This is a genomic window from Legionella beliardensis (assembly GCF_900452395.1).
GTDB lineage: Bacteria > Pseudomonadota > Gammaproteobacteria > Legionellales > Legionellaceae > Legionella_C > Legionella_C beliardensis.
Window position 1 is genome coordinate 2,474,253 of the sequence record NZ_UGNV01000001.1, and the last position, 20,699, is coordinate 2,494,951.

The window sequence follows — 20,699 nt, forward strand, 5'->3', positions numbered from 1 at the left end:
GGTATTAATGATCCTGTAAATCATTATTTTCATTTTTTTCGCTTGATTTTGCTGTTACTGTTTCATTTTCAGTCAAATTACTCTCTTTATGAAATGGATTTTCGCGCAACGCAATTCCTAAAACCTCATCAATGGTTTTTACTGGGTGTATTTTCAATTTACGCAACACATTATCTGGAATTTCATCTAAGTCTTTTTTATTTTCATCAGGGATAATTACATGCTTAACACCGCCGCGGTGAGCCGCCAATAATTTTTCTTTTAGACCACCAATAGGCAATACTTGGCCCCGTAAGGTAATTTCGCCTGTCATGGCTACATCTGCCCGTACAGGAATTTGGGTAAGTACTGATACAAGGGCTGTGCACATACCTATCCCGGCGCTTGGACCATCTTTTGGGGTCGCTCCTTCTGGAACATGAATATGAAAATCTTTCTTATCATAGAAATCATCTGGTATATGCAATGATTTTGAGCGTCCGCGCACAACAGTCATAGCCGCTTGTATTGACTCTTGCATCACTTCCCCTAATTGGCCAGTATGGGTAGTTTTACCTTTACCTGTCATCATTGATGCTTCGATAATCAACAGCTCACCACCTACGCTCGTCCAGGCTAAGCCCGTGACTTGACCAACTTGATCATATTGTTCTGCAAGCCCATAGCGGAATCTTTTTACACCTAAGTACTTTTCTACATTATTGCGGGTAATTGTAATTTTTTTAGTGCGTTTGCTAGTTAAAATTTCCTTTACGACCTTCCGGCAAATACTTGCAATTTCGCGCTCTAAATTTCGTACCCCTGCTTCACGTGTATAGTGGCGTATAATTTCATGAATAGCACCTTCACTGAAAGTGATTTCATCATTCTTCAAGCCATTTAATACAATCTGTTTAGGTACAAGATACGTTTCAGCAATATTAACTTTTTCATCTTCGGTATAACCAGGAAGACGGATTACCTCCATTCTATCTAATAATGGTGCTGGAATTTCTAATGAGTTAGCAGTAGCAATAAACATGACATCGCTTAAATCATAATCAACTTCTAGGTAATGATCGCTAAAGGTATGGTTTTGTTCAGGATCAAGTACTTCTAATAAAGCAGATGCCGGATCGCCTCGAAAGTCCATGGCCATTTTATCCACTTCATCAAGCATAATCAGAGGATTTTTCACCCCTGCTTTACAAAGTTTCTGAATAATCTTTCCAGGCATTGAACCAATATACGTACGGCGATGACCCCGTATCTCTGCTTCATCGCGTACACCACCTAGGGCAATTCGAATAAACGTTCTGCCTGTGGCATTAGCAATGGATTGACCTAATGACGTTTTACCTACGCCTGGAGGACCAACTAGGCATAAAATAGGGCCTTTAACACGTTTCACACGCTGCTGAACCGCTAAATATTCGGTAATTCGTGCTTTTACTTTTTCAAGCCCGTAATGCTCTTTATCCAGTAATTTGTCCGCTTTCTCTAAGTCAAATTGAATTTTATTTTTCTTCTTCCATGGCACAGTAAGCATCCAGTCTAAATAATTCCGGATAACAGTTGCCTCTGCGGACATAGGTGACATCATTTTTAATTTTTGCAATTCAGATAATGCTTTCTCTTTGGCCTCTTTTGGCATACCCGCTTTATTAATAGAGCTTTCCATTTGCTCAATTTCATTGCCTTCTTCACCACCAAGTTCACCTAATTCTTTCTGAATGGCCTTCATTTGCTCATTGAGATAATATTCGCGTTGGCTCTTTTCCATTTGGCGCTTAACTCGCCCACGAACGCGTTTTTCTACATGCAGTAGATCAATTTCACCTTCTAAGGCAGCCATTAAACGCTCAAGTCTTGCGCCTACATCTTTAATTTCTAACACTTCTTGCTTGTCTTCGACTTTAAGACTTAAATGAGCCGCAATGGTATCCGCTAATCTGCCTGGCTCTTCAATGCTTGCTAATGATCCTAAAACTTCAGGGGGTATTTTTTTATTTAACTTGATATATTGTTCAAATTGCGACATTAATGAGCGCATTAAAATTTCAATCTCTTGCGAAGTTAATGCTTCATTCACTTCGTCATCGGCTTCTAAAAAGGCCTCAAGATAGCCCTTTTCTACAGAATAATGCTTAGCATGTGCGCGGCGTTCACCTTCAACGAGGACTTTAACCGTTCCATCGGGTAATTTTAGTAATTGCAGTACACTTGATATAGTACCAACAGTATAGACATCCTCTGCAGAAGGATCATCATGTGCTGATTTTCGCTGAGCAACTAAAAAAATTTGCTTGTTTTCCACCATGGCGGCTTCTAACGCTTTAATTGACTTTTCACGGCCAACAAAAAGAGGGATAACCATATGCGGATAAACAACAACATCTCTTAAAGGTAAAACCGGTAAAGGTGATTGAATATCACCTTCATTTGTCATTAATTCACTTTTGTTAGACATAATAAGTCCTTAATCACATACGATAATCCCATTGGATATTCTCTATCTTTTAGATAGTTTACATTCACATAAACTTATCTTTAAGCATTTTATGTAAAATATCAAACGCTTATCTATAATAATAACGACATCTTTCTTACAGCTTATATTGGAGTAATTGGAAAAGCCTGCATAGCGCAAACAAATTGCGGCAGCTTTTTAGCCACCACAAATTAATGAAGTAGCTCTATTCGCCGCCAGCAGCAGATTGCTTTATTTCATCACCATCAAAAATTAATAAAGGCTTCCCAGAACTGGTGATTACATTTTCATCGATTACCACTTTCTTAATGCCTTCTAAAGAGGGCAGATCATACATGGTGTCTAAAAGAATATTTTCAAGTATTGCACGCAATCCACGTGCTCCTATTTTTCTTGCTAATGCTTTTTGCGCAATTTGTCGCAATGCTTCTTCTCTAAACTCAAGCTCTACACCTTCCATTTTAAATAAAGCATAGAATTGCTTAGTTAAAGCATTTTTAGGTCTAGTTAAAATATCGATTAATGCTTCTTCATCGAGTTCTTTTAAGGTTGTAATCACCGGTAGACGGCCTACAAACTCAGGAATTAATCCATATTTTACTAAATCGTCTGATTCTAATAATTCTAAAACTTTTTCATTTTCTTTGGTATCTTTTTGATTTTTAAGCTGCGCTGCAAAACCAATGCCTGATTTATCACTACGCTCACGAATTACTTTTTCAAGACCTGCAAAAGCACCGCCACAGATAAATAATATATTAGAGGTATCAACTTGTAAAAATTCTTGTTGCGGGTGCTTCCTACCACCTTGTGGCGGTACTGATGCAATCGTTCCTTCTATTAATTTTAATAGGGCTTGTTGCACACCTTCACCTGATACATCGCGAGTAATCGATGGGTTATCTGATTTACGCGAAATTTTATCTATTTCATCAATATAGACAATACCTTGCTGCGCCCTATCAACATCATAATCACATTTCTGTAATAACTTCTGAATAATATTTTCTACGTCCTCGCCTACATAGCCTGCTTCAGTTAGTGTTGTTGCATCTGCCATGGTAAAGGGTACATTTAACAAGCGTGCTAAAGTTTGTGCTAATAACGTTTTACCACTACCTGTTGGTCCAATAAGTAAAATATTACTTTTTCCTAATTCAATACCGTCTTCGGTTTTATGTTGCAGGCGCTTATAGTGATTATAAACTGCCACTGAGAGTACTTTTTTTGCATGTGGCTGGCCAATCACGTATTCATCAAGAAAACTTGCTATTTCTCGCGGTGTGGGCAAACGAGTTTGAGTATTTTCGGTAGTTTCTTGATTTTCTTCGCGAATAATGTCATTACAAAGTTCAACGCATTCGTCACAAACAAATACTGAAGGCCCAGCAATTAACTTTTTTACTTCATGCTGACTCTTGCCACAAAACGAACAATACAAGACTTTGTCACCATCGCCTCTACTTGTTTTACTCATTTATCAACCCCTTTCTTACTGCCAAACATATACAAGCAATGTAAAAAATAAATTTAATCTTTCTTGCTAAGTATAACTCTCAACTAAGCAGGTTGCTCATACCTTCTCTGAACTTCTATAAATTCAATTAACTATAATAAATTTGATTTTTATTAAATTGAGCAACTATGTTTAAATCGCTTAGTTTCCTTTATTTAACGTTTGATTTTCTTAGTATTATTTTGAAACATCGTTTTTGGACTTAGAGTTACACCACGTTTAAGTTGCCTCTAAAACTAAACTATCAAAATGGCTTACCGCAATTAAATCCTAAAATGCGCATTTTCGAATTGTTTTGTCACATGTTCAGTAAATAGTTCATTTTTCTGACCTAACTATTTTTAGGATCCGATGACTAGGATAACAAATGTTAGGCAAATAAACTATGCCAGAAATCATTATAGACATTGTTTAAACTGAAGTCTTTTACTTTGCTACAAGTAAACGTTAAAGTTTAGTAAATGTCTTATTTTATTTCCAGCAATTAGCATTATAGCAAGGTTTAGCCCAATTAGGCTAAACTTGCACGATCATAAAGAACTTGATCAATTAGGCCATACTCTTGCGCTTGTGTGGCATTCATAAAGTTATCACGCTCAGTATCGCGCATAATTTGATCAGGCGTCTTGCGACAATGTTTAGCCATAATACTATTTAAGCGCTCTCTTATAGCTAAGGTTTCTCGAGCATGGATTTCAATATCCGTTGCTTGCCCACGATAACCACCTAATGGCTGATGAATCATAACCCGCGAATTAGGCAAACAAAAACGCTTGCCATCAGCACCAGCACAAAGTAATAACGCTGCCGCGCTTGCCGCTTGCCCAATACATAAAGTACTTACATCAGGCTTAATAAATTGCATTGTATCGTAAATGGCTAACCCTGCTGTTACCACACCGCCAGGCGAATTGATATATAAAAATATATCTTTTTCAGGGTTTTCAGACTCTAAAAACAATAGTTGAGCAACAACTAAATTAGCCATATGATCTTCTACTTCACCTAAAAGAAAAATAATTCGCTCTTTTAGCAGGCGAGAGTAGATATCATAAGAACGCTCACCACGAGAAGTTTGCTCGATAACCATTGGCACAAGGCCACTGGCATTTTTAATTGGTGTATTGAAATGATTCATGTTATTCACCCTTTTCCTCTTGGGAGACACCTTCTTCCTCTTCCTTTTGATTAGCTTGAGAATTCATGACTTCATCATAGCTTTGATCTTTTTCTATAATTTTAGCATGTTCACTAATCTTCTCAGCTACCAACTCTTCCGTTACTAACGCTTCAATCTCAGCTAAGTTTTCTTTCTTACTGTAATACCAGTTACGAAGCTCTTCAGGTTTTTCATAAGCCTTAGCTAGCTTATCAATCATTGCATCAACCCGCTCTTTGTTAGCGGCTAATTTATGTTGCTTGATGTATTCAGACAACAATAAACCAAGATGGACACGACGGTTAGCTTGTTTTTCAAAAAGATTTCTAGGGAAATCTGGTATTTGTTCATTATCTGAATGTTCATGACCAAATAAGCGATGATACATATCATGTTTTAAATGCTCAATTTCCTGATCAACTAATGCTTTTGGTAAATCAAATTGATTGATTTCCAATAATTTATCAAAAATACGTTCCCGATTCATAGAATTCACACGCCGCTCAAGTTCACGCGCCATGTTTTCTTTGATATCTTTTCTTAATGCCTCTAATCCACCTTCTTTAATATTAAATTTTTCAGCAAACTCATCATTTAGTTCAGGTAGCTCGCCTGTTAATACTTTTTTAATAGTAATTTTAAATAGAGCTTCTTTACCAGCTAAATCTTGGTGGTTATAACTTTCAGGAAATTTAACTTTTATGTCGAAAGGTTCACCAACGTTTCCACCAATGATTTGGTCTTCAAATCCAGGAATCATTGAGTTAGAGCCAAGGATTAATTCGTAATCTTTAGCACTGCCACCGTCGAAAGGTTTATCATCTAAAAATCCTTCGAAATCGATGACGACTTTATCATCCTTGGCTGCAGGCTTTGAGGTTTCTTGCCACTCTTTATTTTGCTCGCGCAGCTTATCCAGCATGGCTTGCACATCGCTGTCCTTAACTTCAGCACGAACCAGTTCAATTTTAGGATTTTCTAATTCTTTAATTTTAATTTCAGGAAATATTTCAAAGATAGCGCTATAACGAAAATCTTTACCCGATTCTAATTGTTCAGGTTCAATATACGGTGCGCCAGCAGGGATTAATTCATTGCTTTGTAACGCCTCATATAGAGTTGACTGGACCATTTCCCGTGCGACCTCTTCTCGAACGCTATCAGAATAGCGGCTTTGGACAATGTTCATAGGGACTTTGCCAGGCCGAAAGCCAGCCACTTTTACTTTACGGGCTAATGAGCGAAGGCGAAGATTAACTTCCTCTTCAACTTTCTCGGTAGGTACCGAAACTGTTACCTTACGTTCCAAACCGTTCAAGGTCTCAACAGAAACTTGCATCTAGTCACCTCTTGGAAATTGTCATGAATGGTGCGAAAGGAGAGACTCGAACTCTCACGGGTTACCCCACTGGAACCTAAATCCAGCGCGTCTACCAGTTCCGCCACTTTCGCAAGCAGGGTGGAATTATCAAACAGTATAGTGGCTTTGTAAAGAGTTAAGCAAAATGCAAAGCACAGAAGATTGATAATCTGAAACATGGGGTGAACGATGGGACTCGAACCCACGACAACCGGGATCACAACCCGGGGCTCTACCAACTGAGCTACGCTCACCATAACTATAACTTAAAATTCACTTATTATATACAATTGAATACTGCACAAAGGCTGGCACGCCCGGCAGGACTCGAACCTGCTACCCTCGGCTTAGAAGGCCGATGCTCTATCCAAATGAGCTACGGGCGCAATTATATTGGTCGGGGTGGAGGGATTCGAACCCCCGACATCCTGCTCCCAAAGCAGGCGCGCTACCAAACTGCGCTACACCCCGAAGACCCGTCCTAGGACAGAGCGCAAATAATACTCGGTGCGCTCTTGCAGGTCAATAACTTATGCAAATTAATTTTTATAATCTAGTTAATATAGAGTGATTTACCTTTAAATAATGGTTCTATTTTTTTACCATGCAATGAGCACACTCGCTGAGATGATACGAATTAGAAAAAAATGAAAGTAAGCTACGTCTATATTCTCGCTAATCAACGGTACGGCACTCTCTACATTGGGCTCACCACAAATATTATTAAGCGTATTTGGGAACATAAAAACAAATTGGCCCCCGGCTTTACAGCGAAATACAATGTTTCTCAATTAGTTTATTATGAAATATTTCATGATATCCAAACTGCTGCTGCACGCGAGAAACGCTTAAAAGAATGGAAAAGACAATGGAAGATAGAATTAATCGAAACGATGAATCCTAATTGGCATGATCTTTACTATGAAATAATTCAATAAATACTTTAAATACCTCATGAAGACGCAAGATGGGTATGGATACCGTGGTCAAGCCACGGTATTTCGGGTTTTTTTTAGGTTTTTAGGTATTGCCAAAAAAGAAAAACGAATTACTGTGGCTCGACCACGATATCCACTGAGGGCGCACTAATGTGGCTTAGGTGAAACGACGCAAAACTTAGGCTACGGCCTTTGCACTCAAGCTACACCTTTTTAAATACCTGATGGAGACGCAAGATAGGTATGGATACTATGGTCAAGCCACGGTATTTCGGGTTTTTTTTAGGTTTTTAGGTATTGCTAAAAAAGAAAAACGAATTACCGTGGCTTGACCACGGTATCCACTGAGGGCGCGCTAATGTGGCTTAGGTGAAACGACGCAAAACCCAGGCTACGGGCCTTTGCACTCAAGCTACACCTTTTTAAATACCTGATGGAGACGCAAGATAGGTATGGATACCATGGTCAAGCCACGGTATTTCGGGTTTTTTAGGTTTTTAGGTATTGCTAAAAAAGAAAAACGAATTACCGCGGCTTGACCGCGGTATCCATAAATGCTCAAATTCAGGTATTAAATTGTAATAATAACAAGCAGTAAAAATGAAAATCCAACTTCTACCGATTTTTGATAACCTAAATCATCTGCATAAAAATCAGCAGCATGCAATCTTGCCAGGTGAAGAATTTAGGGAAGACTTTCTGCGTACTTTGGAATTTCTTAAAAGTTATTCAGGCAGCCTTGGCACTTTTAATAGTTATCGGCGTGAAGTGGAAAGGCTTTTGCAGTGGTGTTGGTTGATTAAAAAAACGACGTTAAGCGAGTTAAGACGCGATGATATCGAACAATTTATTCGCTTTTGCCAAAACCCGCCGCAGACTTGGATCAGTTTAAAAAAAGTACCACGCTTTATTGAAAAAGAAGGCTTGCGCATTCCCAATGAAGCTTGGCGGCCCTTTGTCGTCACGATTAGTAAATCATCAAGAAAACAAGGTAACCTGCCTACACTTGAGCAATTTAGTTTATCACAAGGCGCTATCCAAGAAATTTTTGCTATTTTAAGTACCTATTTTAATTTTTTAATTGCTGAAGAATATTTACTGACTAACCCAGTTGCTTTGATACGCCAGAAAAGCAAATTTATTCGTAAACGCCAACAAAGCCCTCCGGTGCGTCGTTTAAGCTTATTGCAATGGGACGCTGTTTTAAAAGCAGCAGAGACATTAGCAGAGGACCATCCAATGATGCATGAGCGTACGCGCTTTATTTTAAGCATGCTATTTGGTATGTATTTGCGTATTTCAGAATTAGTGGCTCATGAGCGCTGGATACCCACTATGAATAATTTTTCTAAAGACAGTAGTGGCGCCTGGTGGTTTACTACGGTTGGCAAAGGCAATAAAGAGCGCCAAGTTGCAGTCAGCGATGACATGCTTGCGAGCTTAACACGTTGGCGTCTCTTTTTAAGCCTAACGCCCTTGCCCTCACCTGGCGATACAACGCTGTTATTGCCTAAATTACGCGGTACAGGGCCCATGAGTGATACAGCGCCTATAAGACGGCTGGTACAGCGATGTTTTGACTTAGCGGCTGATTCATTGCGCCATAATGGGCATAATGAGGAAGCCGATAATCTTAATGCAGCGACCGTGCACTGGCTTAGGCATACGGGGATTTCTGAAGATGTAAAAATGCGCCCTCGTGAGCATGTACGCGACGATGCGGGTCACAGCACCAGCGCTACAACCGATCGCTACATTGACGTGGAAATGCGCGCGCGGCATCAATCAGCCCGTCATAAGAAGATTATTGCTCAAACAGAAGAGTCTTGATTTAAAAATTACCCTAAACGCTGGCATAGGTGTAAACATCAACCAGTTCAATTTGTTCGCTGGCTAGCGTCTCACCTAAAAAAATCTCACCTACCCGCTGGAAGCGTCCTACCGAATCAGTCACTAAATAATGAATACTCGATGCTTTATCAGAGGATAAATTAAACAACTGCTCTTTGCCTAAGGCATCATATAAAGCACTTGCCGTTGCATCGGCTGAATCAACAATAGCGACAGTCTCAGGCAGCATCGTCGTTAAAAGTGGCTTAAACACGGGAAAATGCGTACAGCCTAATAATAACGTGTCTTCCTGTTGAAATTCTGACAAATAAAAATGCAGTGCTTCACGAGCAACCGCATTCGCAATCATGCCTTCTTCTGCTAACGCAACTAGTACACTGCATGCACGAACACTGATGGTTGCCTGGGGCAATTGCTCACTAATTAAGCGCTGGTAAGCATTGGAAGCAATAGTGGTTTCAGTAGCGAGTACTGCAACGGCTTGATTTTTAGTTGCGGCAACTACAGCTGTAGCGCCTGGCTTGACTACACCAACAACTGGTATTTCAGGCAGTAACTGCTGTAAATGCGGCAAAGCCGCAGTCGTTGCTGTATTACAAGCGATGACTAAGGCCTTAATTTCTCTTTCAATTAGGATGCGCGCCATTTGTAGCGCGTATTGCTGCACAGTATCCGGGCTTTTTGTGCCATATGGAAGACGGGCTGTATCACCAAGATAGATGAAAGACTCATTGGGTAGCCTTTTTTTAAGGGCTCTAAGAACGGTTAAACCACCCATCCCTGAATCAAAAACGCCTATTGGTTTATTGTTATTGTTCATACTGGCCTTTCATTAAGGTAAGTTTGGCAGGACTAACCTGCCTTATCATTTTTAATTAATTGACTTCATTTACTTTTAGTCTAGATGCTTTTTACATTTTCTAAAGTAACATTGGGATAATGATAGCGGCGATCGATACCCTCTATTTTCAAGTCAAAGCCTTAAGCAACGGTTGCTATTAACTTAATTTCATACGTTTTGTTGCTTGTGGATCCTGCTCCTTGGCCTCATTTTTTTCTGCACTTTCTTTAATAGTAGACTGAAATTTAGTTTTAAATAATCTAGTCAGTGCATTACCCGTACTTTCATCTTTAAATTCATCCTTAACCGTGCTAACCGCTCTTGCCACTTGTTTTTTCTTCGCCTCATACGTGTGCGATTTATCTGCTTGATAATCAGTCATTTGATTTAACAAATCTTTATAAACTGTTTTATTTGGCTCAAATACTTTTTTAAAGTGAGATTCACCAGAAAACCTACCTACAAAGTTCAGTTCGTTATGAGGATCAAAATAAGGGCATCTTACTACAATGGCTTCTTTACCAAATCTCAGGTGCGGATTTTCCTTACCTATCAGCATCAATGCTGTCCAGACATAAGGTAATTCCTCTTTTGAGCATGAATCTAGACCTTTTAAAACAATAGGATTATCAGCTGTCGGCGCGCGGCCATTTAAAGTTGACAGAATTTGGTTGGCCACAGCAAAACCATAAGTTATTCGTGCCTGTTGCGATTCCGCTGTTTCTTTGTCTGTTGTACCTGGCACGATTTCCTTAGCAGGAAACTGGGTCATTAAGATAGATACGCTGGGATTAACAGAGTAAGAACCATCCTTTTCTCGTTTAGTAGCCATGTCTTGAGCACTGCGTTGCTCAATAAATAAGCCCTTGGCTTTTCCTGTGCCAATGGTGTGCTCACGAAACTCACCATCAGCCACTTTTTTTACTAATTCATAGGTTGGTTGCTTGCCGTTTGCCGGCACTGATGCTGATGATATGCGGGAAATATGATCATCTACATCCTTACCTTTCCATGTGGAACCTAAATGATTTTTTAATTCAGACATAGGATAGTCTGTGTAGGCACTCTTATAAGATAAGAATTGTACCGAATGCTTCACGTCTTTAGCTTCTTCTAAGACTTTTAAGGCGCCTTTTTGTATGAACTCATTGCCATCTGGATCACCATTGAGCATTCTTTGAACTTTTTTGTACCTGTCGAGGTTTTTTTCAATGTCAGCTCGTAATTGAGTTAACTCTGCAATTTTTTTCTCAAGTTCATCTACTCTTTTTTTATGGACTGGATTTGTTAAATATTCTAATCCATGACTTAGTTCATTATCGATCTCTTTTTTTGTAGGTAAGTCATTAAGTTCTTTATTAATAGTGTCATATTGGTGCTGTAATTGTGTCACTAAGACATCACAGCCTTGAGCTAGCTCTTGCATTTTAGGTAGCATTTCATGAGCATATTGGGCCACCGAGGCTTGAAAGGCCGGATTTAACCATTCCATGACATCCAGCCGGCCTAGTGCATCTAAGTCTTCACGAATTCGACTTGAACTTCTAGAAATTTTGCTAAACAGGTCTTTTACTTCTTTTACTGAGGCATCTAAAGTATCAAACTTGGGATCTGCCTTAGTCGTGTCTTTAATATCCTCAAGTAGGTTCGCTTTTTTGAAGTTGCGCTTAAATTCTTCAAATCGTCTGGTGTTTATTTCTTTTTCAAGGGAATCGAAAGTAACGCGAGGCAGACCCATAGTCTTAATATCTTCAATTAATTTTTCTCGTGAAGTTGCCTGCCGAAAATGACCTAAAATAATTGGTATGTCATTCTTTTTAAACTGATCGCCTTTTTCTAAGGTTTGTAGAAAGTTTATGACAGCGCGGTTACTTTTCGCTAACATACTTTGACCAGCATTCGTATGATTATAAGCTGCTAGGTGAAAATTAAACTTACGATTATTAGAAACCTCTAACGGAACACCTGGTTTTTTTAGGGCGTTCTTAATAGAGCGCTCGACCGTATCACTTAAACCCAGGCCCCCAAATAGCGCGTTTAAATCGGAATTATAACTGCCGTCAAATTGAAGCTTTCTACTAAAAGAAGCTCCCGCTGCGGCTGGATCTTTTTCTGCTAATCGTTCATTAATAGCGTTAACTTGAGTCTTAGTTAAAAAAGGGATATTAGGCATCTTGAGAAGCTGTGCTGCGATCGCTGGATTCTGTATGCTATTTATCCGATCAATATTTTTGAAATCACCTAAAATTTTCTTAGCATCAGCACGCTTGCAGTGCAACCGCGCTTTAATATCGTCAACGTCTCTACTAGCTAGTAATTGGTTTAAGAAATCAGGCTGCAATAATTCCTTGTGATGCTTCAACGATAGCGTTTTAATAAAATCGTTTAATGCAGGGTAAGCGCTATCATTAAGCTTAGTTATACTTTGAATTTTCTGAGAAATTACACCTTGGACTGCTGCTTTTTGCACAGATTCCATGGTTTTTTCATTGACCCATGTGTGATTAGTGATTTTAAGCTCAGTTAAAGCATCCTTAAATTCCTGTATTGAATTTGCCGTGCTAAGCGTTTGTAATTCATCTTTTTTACTATCAAGATTTTGTTTGATTATGATTGCAGTTAAGCGGACAGCGAGATCATCTTTTTCTAGATCAGAAAGAGGTACTAAATAAAAACCTGGGGTCGAGTGTAATTTATTAATGTCTGCAATAATTTCATTATAATCCGAATTGTTATTTAAATTGCGCTCTTCATAATACTTGATATTTTGAGCTGCAGCTGCATAGGCAACTAATTTACGACTAAGTAATTCCGGCTTGCCCCTAAATTGCTCCTTCTCCTTTGAATCCAACAAGTCCTGAATTTGGTCTAAACTAAGCCCTAAACTCTTTGCAGTAAAAGCTAAAAACTTGTCTATTTCATCTATCTTCTTTGGAATTGCAGCGTCAAGCCCATCTGCTGTAACCTCTCGTGACTCAAATTTCGCTTTAGCCGCACTAAGCAGCGCTTGTCTGCGTGCTTGTAGTACGTTGTTTGAGTTTTTAAAATAGTTTGTTAGGATGCTTACATCTACACCTGAGGGGAGTGCTCGCCCTTGCATAGGAAATCTTGTAATGAAGTTTTGTGCAAATGCCATCGGATCTGCAGAAGGCTCAGTGATTACTGTCTTTAATTTGGCAATATCATTACTTTTTAGCAGGGACAAGCGAACATGTGCAGCAGCGATAACATTGCCTAACGAGTGTCCTTTAAACGCTTCTCGTATAGCAGCATTATCAGTTCCATCTAGATTTAATATGCCGTGTTTCTCTAAAACATCCTCTAAATTACTTGTGTTCCTCACATCCCTTAATGCTTTTAAGGCGTCTTCATCGTCAATTTCTTGAATGCGTTCAATAAGTAAGCGACTTGCTGCTTCTTCTCGCAATTTAGCTGCATTGCCTTGATGAACTGCGGTCGTTAGATAGGAATCGGTACTGACATTTCCAAGTGCATTTCTTAGCCCAATAAGGTCTGTTGTTTTAATAAGCCGCTCTAACCCATCTTTATCTTTTGAGGCTATTACGTGCTCTATTAAATAACGTTCACCTAAGATTTCTTTGAAAGGTTTAGCTTCTTCGGCAGTTAGTGTTAATCCTCGATAAGAAGGAGGTAGACCTTGGGTAAATTCAGTTAATGTAGCTGGCTTAGTTAGATCTTTATTTAAAGTTGTAGGGATATCATCAAGATTATTTTTTATGAAATCATCAATAAGCCCTATATTTCTGCGAAAATTTTCTAAGGCAATTTCATTTTTAATTCGTGCGCCGACATTAGCTTTAGTCATTTTACCAACAACAGAAGGAGAAAATTGAGGGTAGGCACGTAGACGCGGGTCAGCAGGGTCATTTAAACTATTAAGCTTGGCTTGAAAATTAGCATCATCTCCGCTGTTTAATGCCTGAAATATGTCTGCAAAATACTTTCCAGCAGGTTCTGGATTAAGTTGTTGATCTTTTTGAATTGCTTTAATTCTTTTACTAAGGAGTTGGTATTGGGCTTCTATTTGAATATCTTGTGCAGCCGTGTTCTCAATAATTTCTTGGCTAGCTGTTTTACCTGTTAATCTTGTCACTAGCTGAGCACCACCGATCGCCTTTGTAGCCGGATCGTTAAAAAATTTGCCTCTAACACCATTTTCATCAGCGGTAATGATGCCTTCTAAGACGGCTGTCGTGGCTGTGCGTAGTCCTAGTTTGGCTCGATTATGGGCAATGCTTTGGACTAGAGCTGTTGTCGTAGTAGCTCCATTCAAAAATGAGTCATTATCTTTTATGTCATCTAGCGGTAAAGCTGGCTCAAATACAGTAGCCCAAAAAGCCTTATGGTCTGCAAAACCTTTTCTTAACTCCGATAGATTTGCTGGATCTTTAGCAAGGACTGCGTCTAACGCAGCTTGAGCTCCTTGTTTATCTAAAAATTTTGGTTCTGCAAGCTTCCTTAAGAGATCTACATTATGAGACATGGACAATACTCCAATAACTATACTACCTATATTTTAAACTTAAAAACTTAAGCTGTCCTTAAGACTTACCCATGCCTCCTTGCTTTTTTAACATTTACCACTTTGGATACCGCGGTCGAGCCATGGTAAGCCGTTGTTTTTTTATCTCTCTTATCCCACCTTGCAATATCATGGCTTCGACCATATTATTCAAATCTTCGCATAAATATTGCCTGGGTTTAAACCGCAGGGCCGAAACCTGGGTTTCACTTCGTTGCACCCAGGCTACATTTCTTATCTTTTTCATCAACTTACTGCGGCTTGACCGCGGTATCCAGTTATCTATCTTACCCTAATTTAAAATATCATGGTTTTAATTATGGTATTTACATATCCGCACAAATATAGCCTGAGTGCAGGGCCTGCGGCCCAAAACCCAGGTTTTCACTTGGTTTAGCCAACCTACCTTCCTTACCCCACCCGACGAAATACCGCGGCTTGACCGCGGTATCCATTCAGATTTTAATAGGCACCTTGCGCCTACAAATTATTATAATTACTGACTTAAAACAAATGAGCTAGCAATCTTTCATTTTATCTATTTAAACTATAGCTTAAAGTGGGCAAATTGTAGCCATTTTTAATAAAATCCAACGGTTAACGTGATAATTAATAAGATCCAAATTAAAGCGGTTATTATCCAAAGCCTAGGGTTATAAAAAAAAGGCTTTTTCTTTTTTTGGAAAAAAAGAATGGTAATTGGAATTAGGGTAATCAAATAAATTAAAATAAAGGTGGCAATGCCTTGTTGGCCGGACTGAAAAGGTAAAATAGAAGCTAGCCAAGAAGCCGCGCTGTGTAGGCCAATTTTTACAAATAATAATCCCCATAAAATCCAAGCTTCATAATAAATTATTACTAACGATGCCAATGCTAGGGGTAAAAAGATTGCAACCCCCCTAATGTCCATTAGTTTTTCAATAAATTCGCCAAATTCTTTGGAGAAGAAGACAATGATAGAAGCTAAGATAATGATTCCTATAAGCGTAAGCATACACCTATCCCTTCTCTTCTAGGGCTTCCCAGCGCTCGTACAGTTGTTTTAATACATCTTCGTCTTCTTGTAACTGCTGGCCATGCTTGGCTATTGTTTGAGCATTTTGCTGATAAAAATCGGGTAATGACATTTGCTCTTGTAATTGTGCAATCTTTTCTTCTAATTGTTCAATTTTTTGTGGTAATTGCGCCAATTCTCGCTGCTCATTGAAAGATAATTTTTTTGGTTTCGCTTGGGTATCTTTGGATACTTTAGCTGTAATTGGCTGTTCGCGCTGCTGTTTCTTTTGTTGAATACGATAATCATCATAGCCACCAACATACTCGTTAAATTGCCCGGGCCCTTCATATACCAGCACACTGGTCACCACTTGATTAATAAATTCCCGATCATGGCTAATCAGTAATAAGGTGCCTTTATAGTCAATCAAGATACTTTCTAATAATTCCAACGTTTCAATGTCTAAGTCGTTTGTTGGTTCATCCATGACTAATAAGTTGACAGGTTTTGCGAAAAGCTTAGCGAGCAATAAGCGATTTCTTTCACCGCCAGAAAGGGTATGAACTGCTTGGTTAAAACGCTCTGTTGGAAATAAGAATTCACGCAAATAACTAGCAACATGCTTTTGCTTGCCATTGATAGTGACATAATCTGAACCGTCACTGACGTTAGCCATCACGGTTTGGTTTTCATCCAGTTGCCGACGCAGCTGATCAAAATAGGCGATATCTACTTGGCTGCCACGGCGAATCGTACCTGATTGTGGCTCTAACTCCCCTAATAGCAGGCGAACTAACGTGGTTTTACCACAGCCATTAGGGCCTAAAATACCTAATTTAGCACCCCGTGTTAATAACAAGGAAAAATCCCGCAACAACACGTTATTATCGATAGCATAATTAACATGTTCTGCTTCAATGACTAGCGCCCCTGAACGAGAGACATCTAGCGCCCTCGACTTCACTTGACCAAGCTGCTCGCGGCGCGCTTTATACTCTTCACGCATGGCTTTTAAAGCGCGAACTCTGCCCTCATTGCGTGTGCGGCGTGCTTTAATGCCTGTTCTAATCCAGGCTTCTTCCTCTTGTAAACGTTTATCAAATAAGTCATGATGCCTTTGCTCAGTTAAGCGCATGGCTTCACGCCTATTTAAATAGGTATCATAGTCACAATGATGCGTGTAGAGTTTACCTCTATCGATTTCAACAATTTGATTAGCCACTTGGCTTAAAAATTCTCTATCATGGGTGACAACCAGCACACTACCTGTGTAGCTTTTTAAGTAAGATTCCAGCCATTCAATAGAATTAATATCTAAATGGTTAGTTGGCTCATCTAATAACAGCAAATCTGGAGCAGCGATTAAAGCGGCAGCAAGTAGTGCCCGTCGCTTCATACCGCCTGATAAATCACTCATGCGCTCATCTGAGACTAGCCCAAGTCGCGTTGCCATCATTTCAACCCGAGGTAAGCTATCCCAGGCATGGAGGCGATCCATTTCCAATTGGCACGCCGCTAATTTTTTAGAGTCATTGCTTTGCGATAAATGCTTAAACTCGTTTAAAACCTTACCTACTTCACCTAAGCTTTTAACTAAAAAATGATAAACCGTTTCGTCTTCTGCATGGGGTACTTCTTGCGTTAAGCCAGCAATCCGGATACCGCTTAACTGATGGATGTGTCCTGAATCGGGAACTAATTCACCTTGTAATAATTTTAATAATGATGACTTACCAGCGCCATTGCGACCGACTAAAGCAATGCGCTCTTTGGGTTGAATCTGCCAGTCAACTACATCTAATAATCTATTGCCACCAACGTTTAATGTGACTTGGTTTAACGTGATAAGACTCATGTTTAAACAGCCTACTTCATAAGAATTCGCAATTATACTATTTTTTATCACCTAGCATTCAATGAATGCGCTTATTTTTTTATGATTAGCTGCTTATTTTGTTGTGATAAATTAAATTGCTCTAAAACATTCATCCCCAATAAAACCATCGTATCATCATTACCAGGAATGATAACTGCTTTTACATTATACAACTTAAAATTAGCAAATGTGAGCTTCTGAATACGCGTTAAGGAGCCCGATATATTACCGTTTGCGGTTTGTAATAAAATAGGATAACGCCCCTTTAACTCTAAGCGTTTTGCAAGTGTTTGTGGAATAGCAACTAAAGTAGCACCTGTATCAACTATAAATTCTACTTTTTCACTATTAATTGAACCTGCTATACGATAATGACCATTACTATCAGGCTTAATGGTAACTGTCCCATTTTGAACATGATAGGAACCTTCGCTTGCTGAGTCAGCGTAGTAAAAAAAAACAATTAATAAGAAGAAGAAAAAAACCCACATTATAATAAACATGATACGCCCGCTATGGGAGTATTGATTATTATCCACTAATCATCCTTCTAATTAATATGTTCTAAGATAAGTATACCATCTACCTCGACTTGCGCACCCTTAGGCAGGGCTGCAACACCAATCACGGCGCGAGCTGGAAAGGGCTCAGAAAAATATTGACTCATGATTTCATTAACTAAAGGAAAGTGTGTGAGATCAGTTAAGTATATATTTAGTTTAGCTAAATCAGCTAAACTGCCCCCTGCAGCCCGACAAACGGCCGACAAATTTTCAAATACTTGCTTAATTTGCTCACGAATATCTTCACTGCATAAGTGCATGGTTTCGGGATTTAAAGGAATTTGACCTGATAGATAAACAGTACTGCCCGCACGAACTGCTTGACTATAAGTGCCAATAGCAGCAGGTGCTAATTTTGTATAAATAGATTGCATATTATTCCCCCAGCTTTTTACGATAAAGGCGTAGCACAACTTTATTAGCGCGTAGGCGGCGCATAACGCGAGCTAAGTGATTTCTATCACGAACACTAATAGAAAAGGTAACGGCATTATGTCGCCCATCCCGTGGGTCAACATTAATATTACCAATATTGGAATCAGCTTCTGAAATTGCCGTTGCAAGTGCTGCCAAAACCCCACGTTGATTAGCTACATCAACAGTAATATCTACCCAAAATTCACCTTCTACTTGTTCATCCCAACGCAGTGAAATGAATTGATCGGGGCTACGTACGTGTTTTATTTGCGAGCAATCACTTGCATGTACTAAAATACCACGACCTTGCTCAAAACGACCGACAATTTTATCGCCTGGAATAGGCTGACAACAATCCGCGAAATTAACGACCATGCCCTCGGTGCCTTTAATAGTTAACGGGCCACTCTTAATTGTCTTATCAAGTTCTGAATTTTCCTGGCTAACAACTAAGCGCTTAGCAATAACCATAGGCATCTGATTACCTACGCCAATGGCATAGAGCAATTCATCCGCAGATTTATAGTTTAAATCTTGTAGTAACATATGCAGAGATTCTGGCGGAACTTTGGCATAATCACTTGCTAAACTTGCTAATGCTTGCTCTAACAAGCGTTTCCCTAGGCTTATTGACTCGGCATGTTGTTGACTTTTTAAGAAATGACGAATATTACTACGTGCTTTACCTGTTACTACAAAATTAAGCCAAGCAGGATTAGGGTTAGCGCCAGGCGCTGTTATAATTTCGACTTTTTGGCCATTGGTTAACGGCATACTTAAAGGCACTAGGCGGCGATTTACCTTAGCGGCAACGCAACTATTACCGACATCAGAGTGAACAGTGTAAGCAAAATCGACAGGCGTTGCTCCTTTGGGTAATTCCATAATATGACCTTTGGGAGTAAATACATAGACTTCATCCGGGAACAAATCAATTTTTACATTTTCAATAAATTCCAATGAACTACCTGTGCTACGCTGCATCTCTAGTAATCCTTGTACCCATTCGCGGGCCCGTAATTGTGCTTCATTAACTTCTAGACCAGATGATTTATAAATCCAATGTGCGGCTACCCCATTATCTGCCACTTTATCCATTTCTCGAGTTCGAATCTGCACTTCTAGCGGTACCCCGTATGGGCCAAATAAGGTAGTATGGAGGGATTGATAACCGTTAGCCTTAGGAATTCCTATATAGTCTTTAAAGCGCTGGGGAACTGGTTTGTACGTTCGATGTAGCGCTCCTAAAACTCGGTAGCACGAATCAATGTCTTCTGTAATGACTCGAAAAGCAAAAACATCTGTAATTTCGGTAAAAGATGCCTTTTTTTGCTTCATTTTGCGATAAATACTGTATAAATGTTTTTGTCTACCAAACACATGCTCATAAGGAATATTAAGCTGCTGTAGGGCATTTTCTAAATCATGCTCAATTTTTTGCGTTAATTCCCGGCGATTGCCGCGTGATTTTTCTACCGCGGAGCGAATAGCACGGTAGCGCATAGGATAAAGCGCTTTAAATCCTAAATCTTCAAGGCCTGTATAAATAGCATGCATACCAAGCCGATTAGCAATAGGCGCATAAATTTCTAAGGTTTCAATGGCAATACGGCGCCTTTTTGCGGAAGGCATCGCACCTAAGGTATGCATATTGTGAAAACGATCAGCGAGTTTAACAATGATGACGCGAATATCTTTCACCATGGCTAAAACCATTTTACGAAAGTTTTCTGCTTGAGCTTCAGCGCGTGATTCGAACTTAATTTTAGTTAATTTAGTCACTCCATCCACTAAAGCTGTTACATCTTCACCGAATTGCTGGGTTAAATCTTCCTTACTAATCGACGTATCTTCAACCACATCATGTAATAATGTGGCCATGATTGTTTGATAATCAAGACGCATTCTAGCTAAAATTAAGGCGGCCGCAACCGGATGAGTAATATAATCCTCACCTGATCGACGCATTTGTCCTTGGTGAGCGCCCTCAGCGACTAAATAAGCTTGATAGCATTTTTCAACTTGAGATTGTTCAAGATAGCTTTGCAGCTCTTTATGTAAATCATCAAAGTGGCTCATACAGCGCTCCTCTCGCTTTAACAATTAAGCTATTAGGAGGCGCAATTTTTAGATAATCCAATAACCAACTCATGCTAAACCTCATAATG

General features: G+C 39.4%; 13 protein-coding genes and 4 tRNA genes. 2 read left to right on the forward strand and 15 right to left on the reverse strand.

The genetic code is table 11. The annotated features are described in order from the left end of the window. Positions 1–4 precede the first annotated feature (4 nt). The 8 genes from lon to DYE47_RS10935 all read right to left on the reverse strand — a co-directional run bounded on the left by lon (position 5) and on the right by DYE47_RS10935 (position 6,976). Positions 5–2,428: an endopeptidase La gene (lon, locus tag DYE47_RS10900; protein ID WP_423202360.1), complete on the reverse strand. Its 2,424-nt coding sequence runs from the start codon at positions 2,426–2,428 to the stop codon at positions 5–7. Between the two features lie 247 nt (positions 2,429–2,675). Further along, positions 2,676–3,947: an ATP-dependent Clp protease ATP-binding subunit ClpX gene (clpX, locus tag DYE47_RS10905; protein ID WP_115303312.1), complete on the reverse strand. Its 1,272-nt coding sequence runs from the start codon at positions 3,945–3,947 to the stop codon at positions 2,676–2,678. Positions 3,948–4,497: 550 nt separating this feature from the next. Beyond that, positions 4,498–5,124: an ATP-dependent Clp endopeptidase proteolytic subunit ClpP gene (gene clpP / locus DYE47_RS10910; RefSeq protein WP_115303313.1), complete on the reverse strand. Its 627-nt coding sequence runs from the start codon at positions 5,122–5,124 to the stop codon at positions 4,498–4,500. Between the two features lies 1 nt (position 5,125). Further along, positions 5,126–6,484: a trigger factor gene (gene tig, locus DYE47_RS10915; RefSeq protein WP_115303314.1), complete on the reverse strand. Its 1,359-nt coding sequence runs from the start codon at positions 6,482–6,484 to the stop codon at positions 5,126–5,128. A 28-nt stretch (positions 6,485–6,512) separates the two neighbouring features. After that, positions 6,513–6,597 (reverse strand) — tRNA-Leu (locus tag DYE47_RS10920). Between the two features lie 86 nt (positions 6,598–6,683). After that, positions 6,684–6,759, reverse strand: a tRNA-His gene (locus tag DYE47_RS10925). Positions 6,760–6,814: 55 nt separating this feature from the next. Next, a tRNA-Arg gene (locus DYE47_RS10930) sits at positions 6,815–6,891 on the reverse strand. Between the two features lie 8 nt (positions 6,892–6,899). Beyond that, positions 6,900–6,976 (reverse strand) — tRNA-Pro (locus DYE47_RS10935). Between the two features lie 176 nt (positions 6,977–7,152). Here DYE47_RS10935 and DYE47_RS10940 point away from each other — a divergent pair. Beyond that, positions 7,153–7,443: a GIY-YIG nuclease family protein gene (locus tag DYE47_RS10940; protein WP_115303315.1), complete on the forward strand. Its 291-nt coding sequence runs from the start codon at positions 7,153–7,155 to the stop codon at positions 7,441–7,443. A gap of 600 nt (positions 7,444–8,043) precedes the next feature. Then, positions 8,044–9,273 carry a tyrosine-type recombinase/integrase gene (locus DYE47_RS10945; protein ID WP_115303316.1) on the forward strand — a complete coding sequence of 410 codons (1,230 nt, stop codon included), beginning with the start codon at positions 8,044–8,046 and terminating at the stop codon, positions 9,271–9,273. A gap of 13 nt (positions 9,274–9,286) precedes the next feature. On the opposite strand, the gene murI is transcribed toward DYE47_RS10945, so the two are convergent. The 7 genes from murI to spoT all read right to left on the reverse strand — a co-directional run bounded on the left by murI (position 9,287) and on the right by spoT (position 20,610). Then, on the reverse strand, positions 9,287–10,114 hold the full coding sequence (gene murI, locus DYE47_RS10950; protein ID WP_115303317.1) for a glutamate racemase: 828 nt from the start codon (positions 10,112–10,114) through the stop codon (positions 9,287–9,289). A gap of 178 nt (positions 10,115–10,292) precedes the next feature. Continuing rightward, positions 10,293–14,639: a hypothetical protein gene (locus tag DYE47_RS10955; RefSeq protein ID WP_115303318.1), complete on the reverse strand. Its 4,347-nt coding sequence runs from the start codon at positions 14,637–14,639 to the stop codon at positions 10,293–10,295. Between the two features lie 619 nt (positions 14,640–15,258). Further along, positions 15,259–15,672 (reverse strand): hypothetical protein, encoded by a 414-nt coding sequence (locus DYE47_RS10965; protein WP_115303320.1) that lies wholly within the window; start codon positions 15,670–15,672, stop codon positions 15,259–15,261. A gap of 4 nt (positions 15,673–15,676) precedes the next feature. Continuing rightward, entirely contained in the window at positions 15,677–17,530 is a 1,854-nt protein-coding gene (locus DYE47_RS10970; protein WP_115303321.1) for an ATP-binding cassette domain-containing protein, read from the reverse strand. A 71-nt stretch (positions 17,531–17,601) separates the two neighbouring features. After that, on the reverse strand, positions 17,602–18,090 hold the full coding sequence (locus DYE47_RS10975) for a retropepsin-like aspartic protease family protein (RefSeq protein ID WP_165482038.1): 489 nt from the start codon (positions 18,088–18,090) through the stop codon (positions 17,602–17,604). An 11-nt stretch (positions 18,091–18,101) separates the two neighbouring features. Continuing rightward, the gene (locus DYE47_RS10980) at positions 18,102–18,488 is read right to left on the reverse strand and encodes a RidA family protein (protein WP_115303322.1); all 387 of its coding nucleotides are present in this window, start codon (positions 18,486–18,488) and stop codon (positions 18,102–18,104) included. A gap of 1 nt (position 18,489) precedes the next feature. Then, a complete protein-coding gene (gene spoT / locus DYE47_RS10985; RefSeq protein WP_165482037.1) occupies positions 18,490–20,610 on the reverse strand; it encodes a bifunctional GTP diphosphokinase/guanosine-3',5'-bis pyrophosphate 3'-pyrophosphohydrolase in 2,121 nt (706 codons plus the stop codon). Positions 20,611–20,699 lie beyond the last annotated feature (89 nt).

Bases quoted from the DNA above. Each gene is read 5' to 3' on its own strand.
- lon (WP_423202360.1), bottom strand. From the start codon at position 2,428: ATGACAAATGAAGGTGATATTCAATCACCTTTACCGGTTTTACCTTTA.
- clpX (WP_115303312.1), bottom strand. From the start codon at position 3,947: ATGAGTAAAACAAGTAGAGGCGATGGTGACAAAGTCTTGTATTGTTCG.
- clpP (WP_115303313.1), bottom strand. From the start codon at position 5,124: ATGAATCATTTCAATACACCAATTAAAAATGCCAGTGGCCTTGTGCCA.
- tig (WP_115303314.1), bottom strand. From the start codon at position 6,484: ATGCAAGTTTCTGTTGAGACCTTGAACGGTTTGGAACGTAAGGTAACA.
- DYE47_RS10940 (WP_115303315.1), top strand. From the start codon at position 7,153: ATGAAAGTAAGCTACGTCTATATTCTCGCTAATCAACGGTACGGCACT.
- DYE47_RS10945 (WP_115303316.1), top strand. From the start codon at position 8,044: ATGAAAATCCAACTTCTACCGATTTTTGATAACCTAAATCATCTGCAT.
- murI (WP_115303317.1), bottom strand. From the start codon at position 10,114: ATGAACAATAACAATAAACCAATAGGCGTTTTTGATTCAGGGATGGGT.
- DYE47_RS10955 (WP_115303318.1), bottom strand. From the start codon at position 14,639: ATGTCTCATAATGTAGATCTCTTAAGGAAGCTTGCAGAACCAAAATTT.
- DYE47_RS10965 (WP_115303320.1), bottom strand. From the start codon at position 15,672: ATGCTTACGCTTATAGGAATCATTATCTTAGCTTCTATCATTGTCTTC.
- DYE47_RS10970 (WP_115303321.1), bottom strand. From the start codon at position 17,530: ATGAGTCTTATCACGTTAAACCAAGTCACATTAAACGTTGGTGGCAAT.
- DYE47_RS10980 (WP_115303322.1), bottom strand. From the start codon at position 18,488: ATGCAATCTATTTATACAAAATTAGCACCTGCTGCTATTGGCACTTAT.
- spoT (WP_165482037.1), bottom strand. From the start codon at position 20,610: ATGAGCCACTTTGATGATTTACATAAAGAGCTGCAAAGCTATCTTGAA.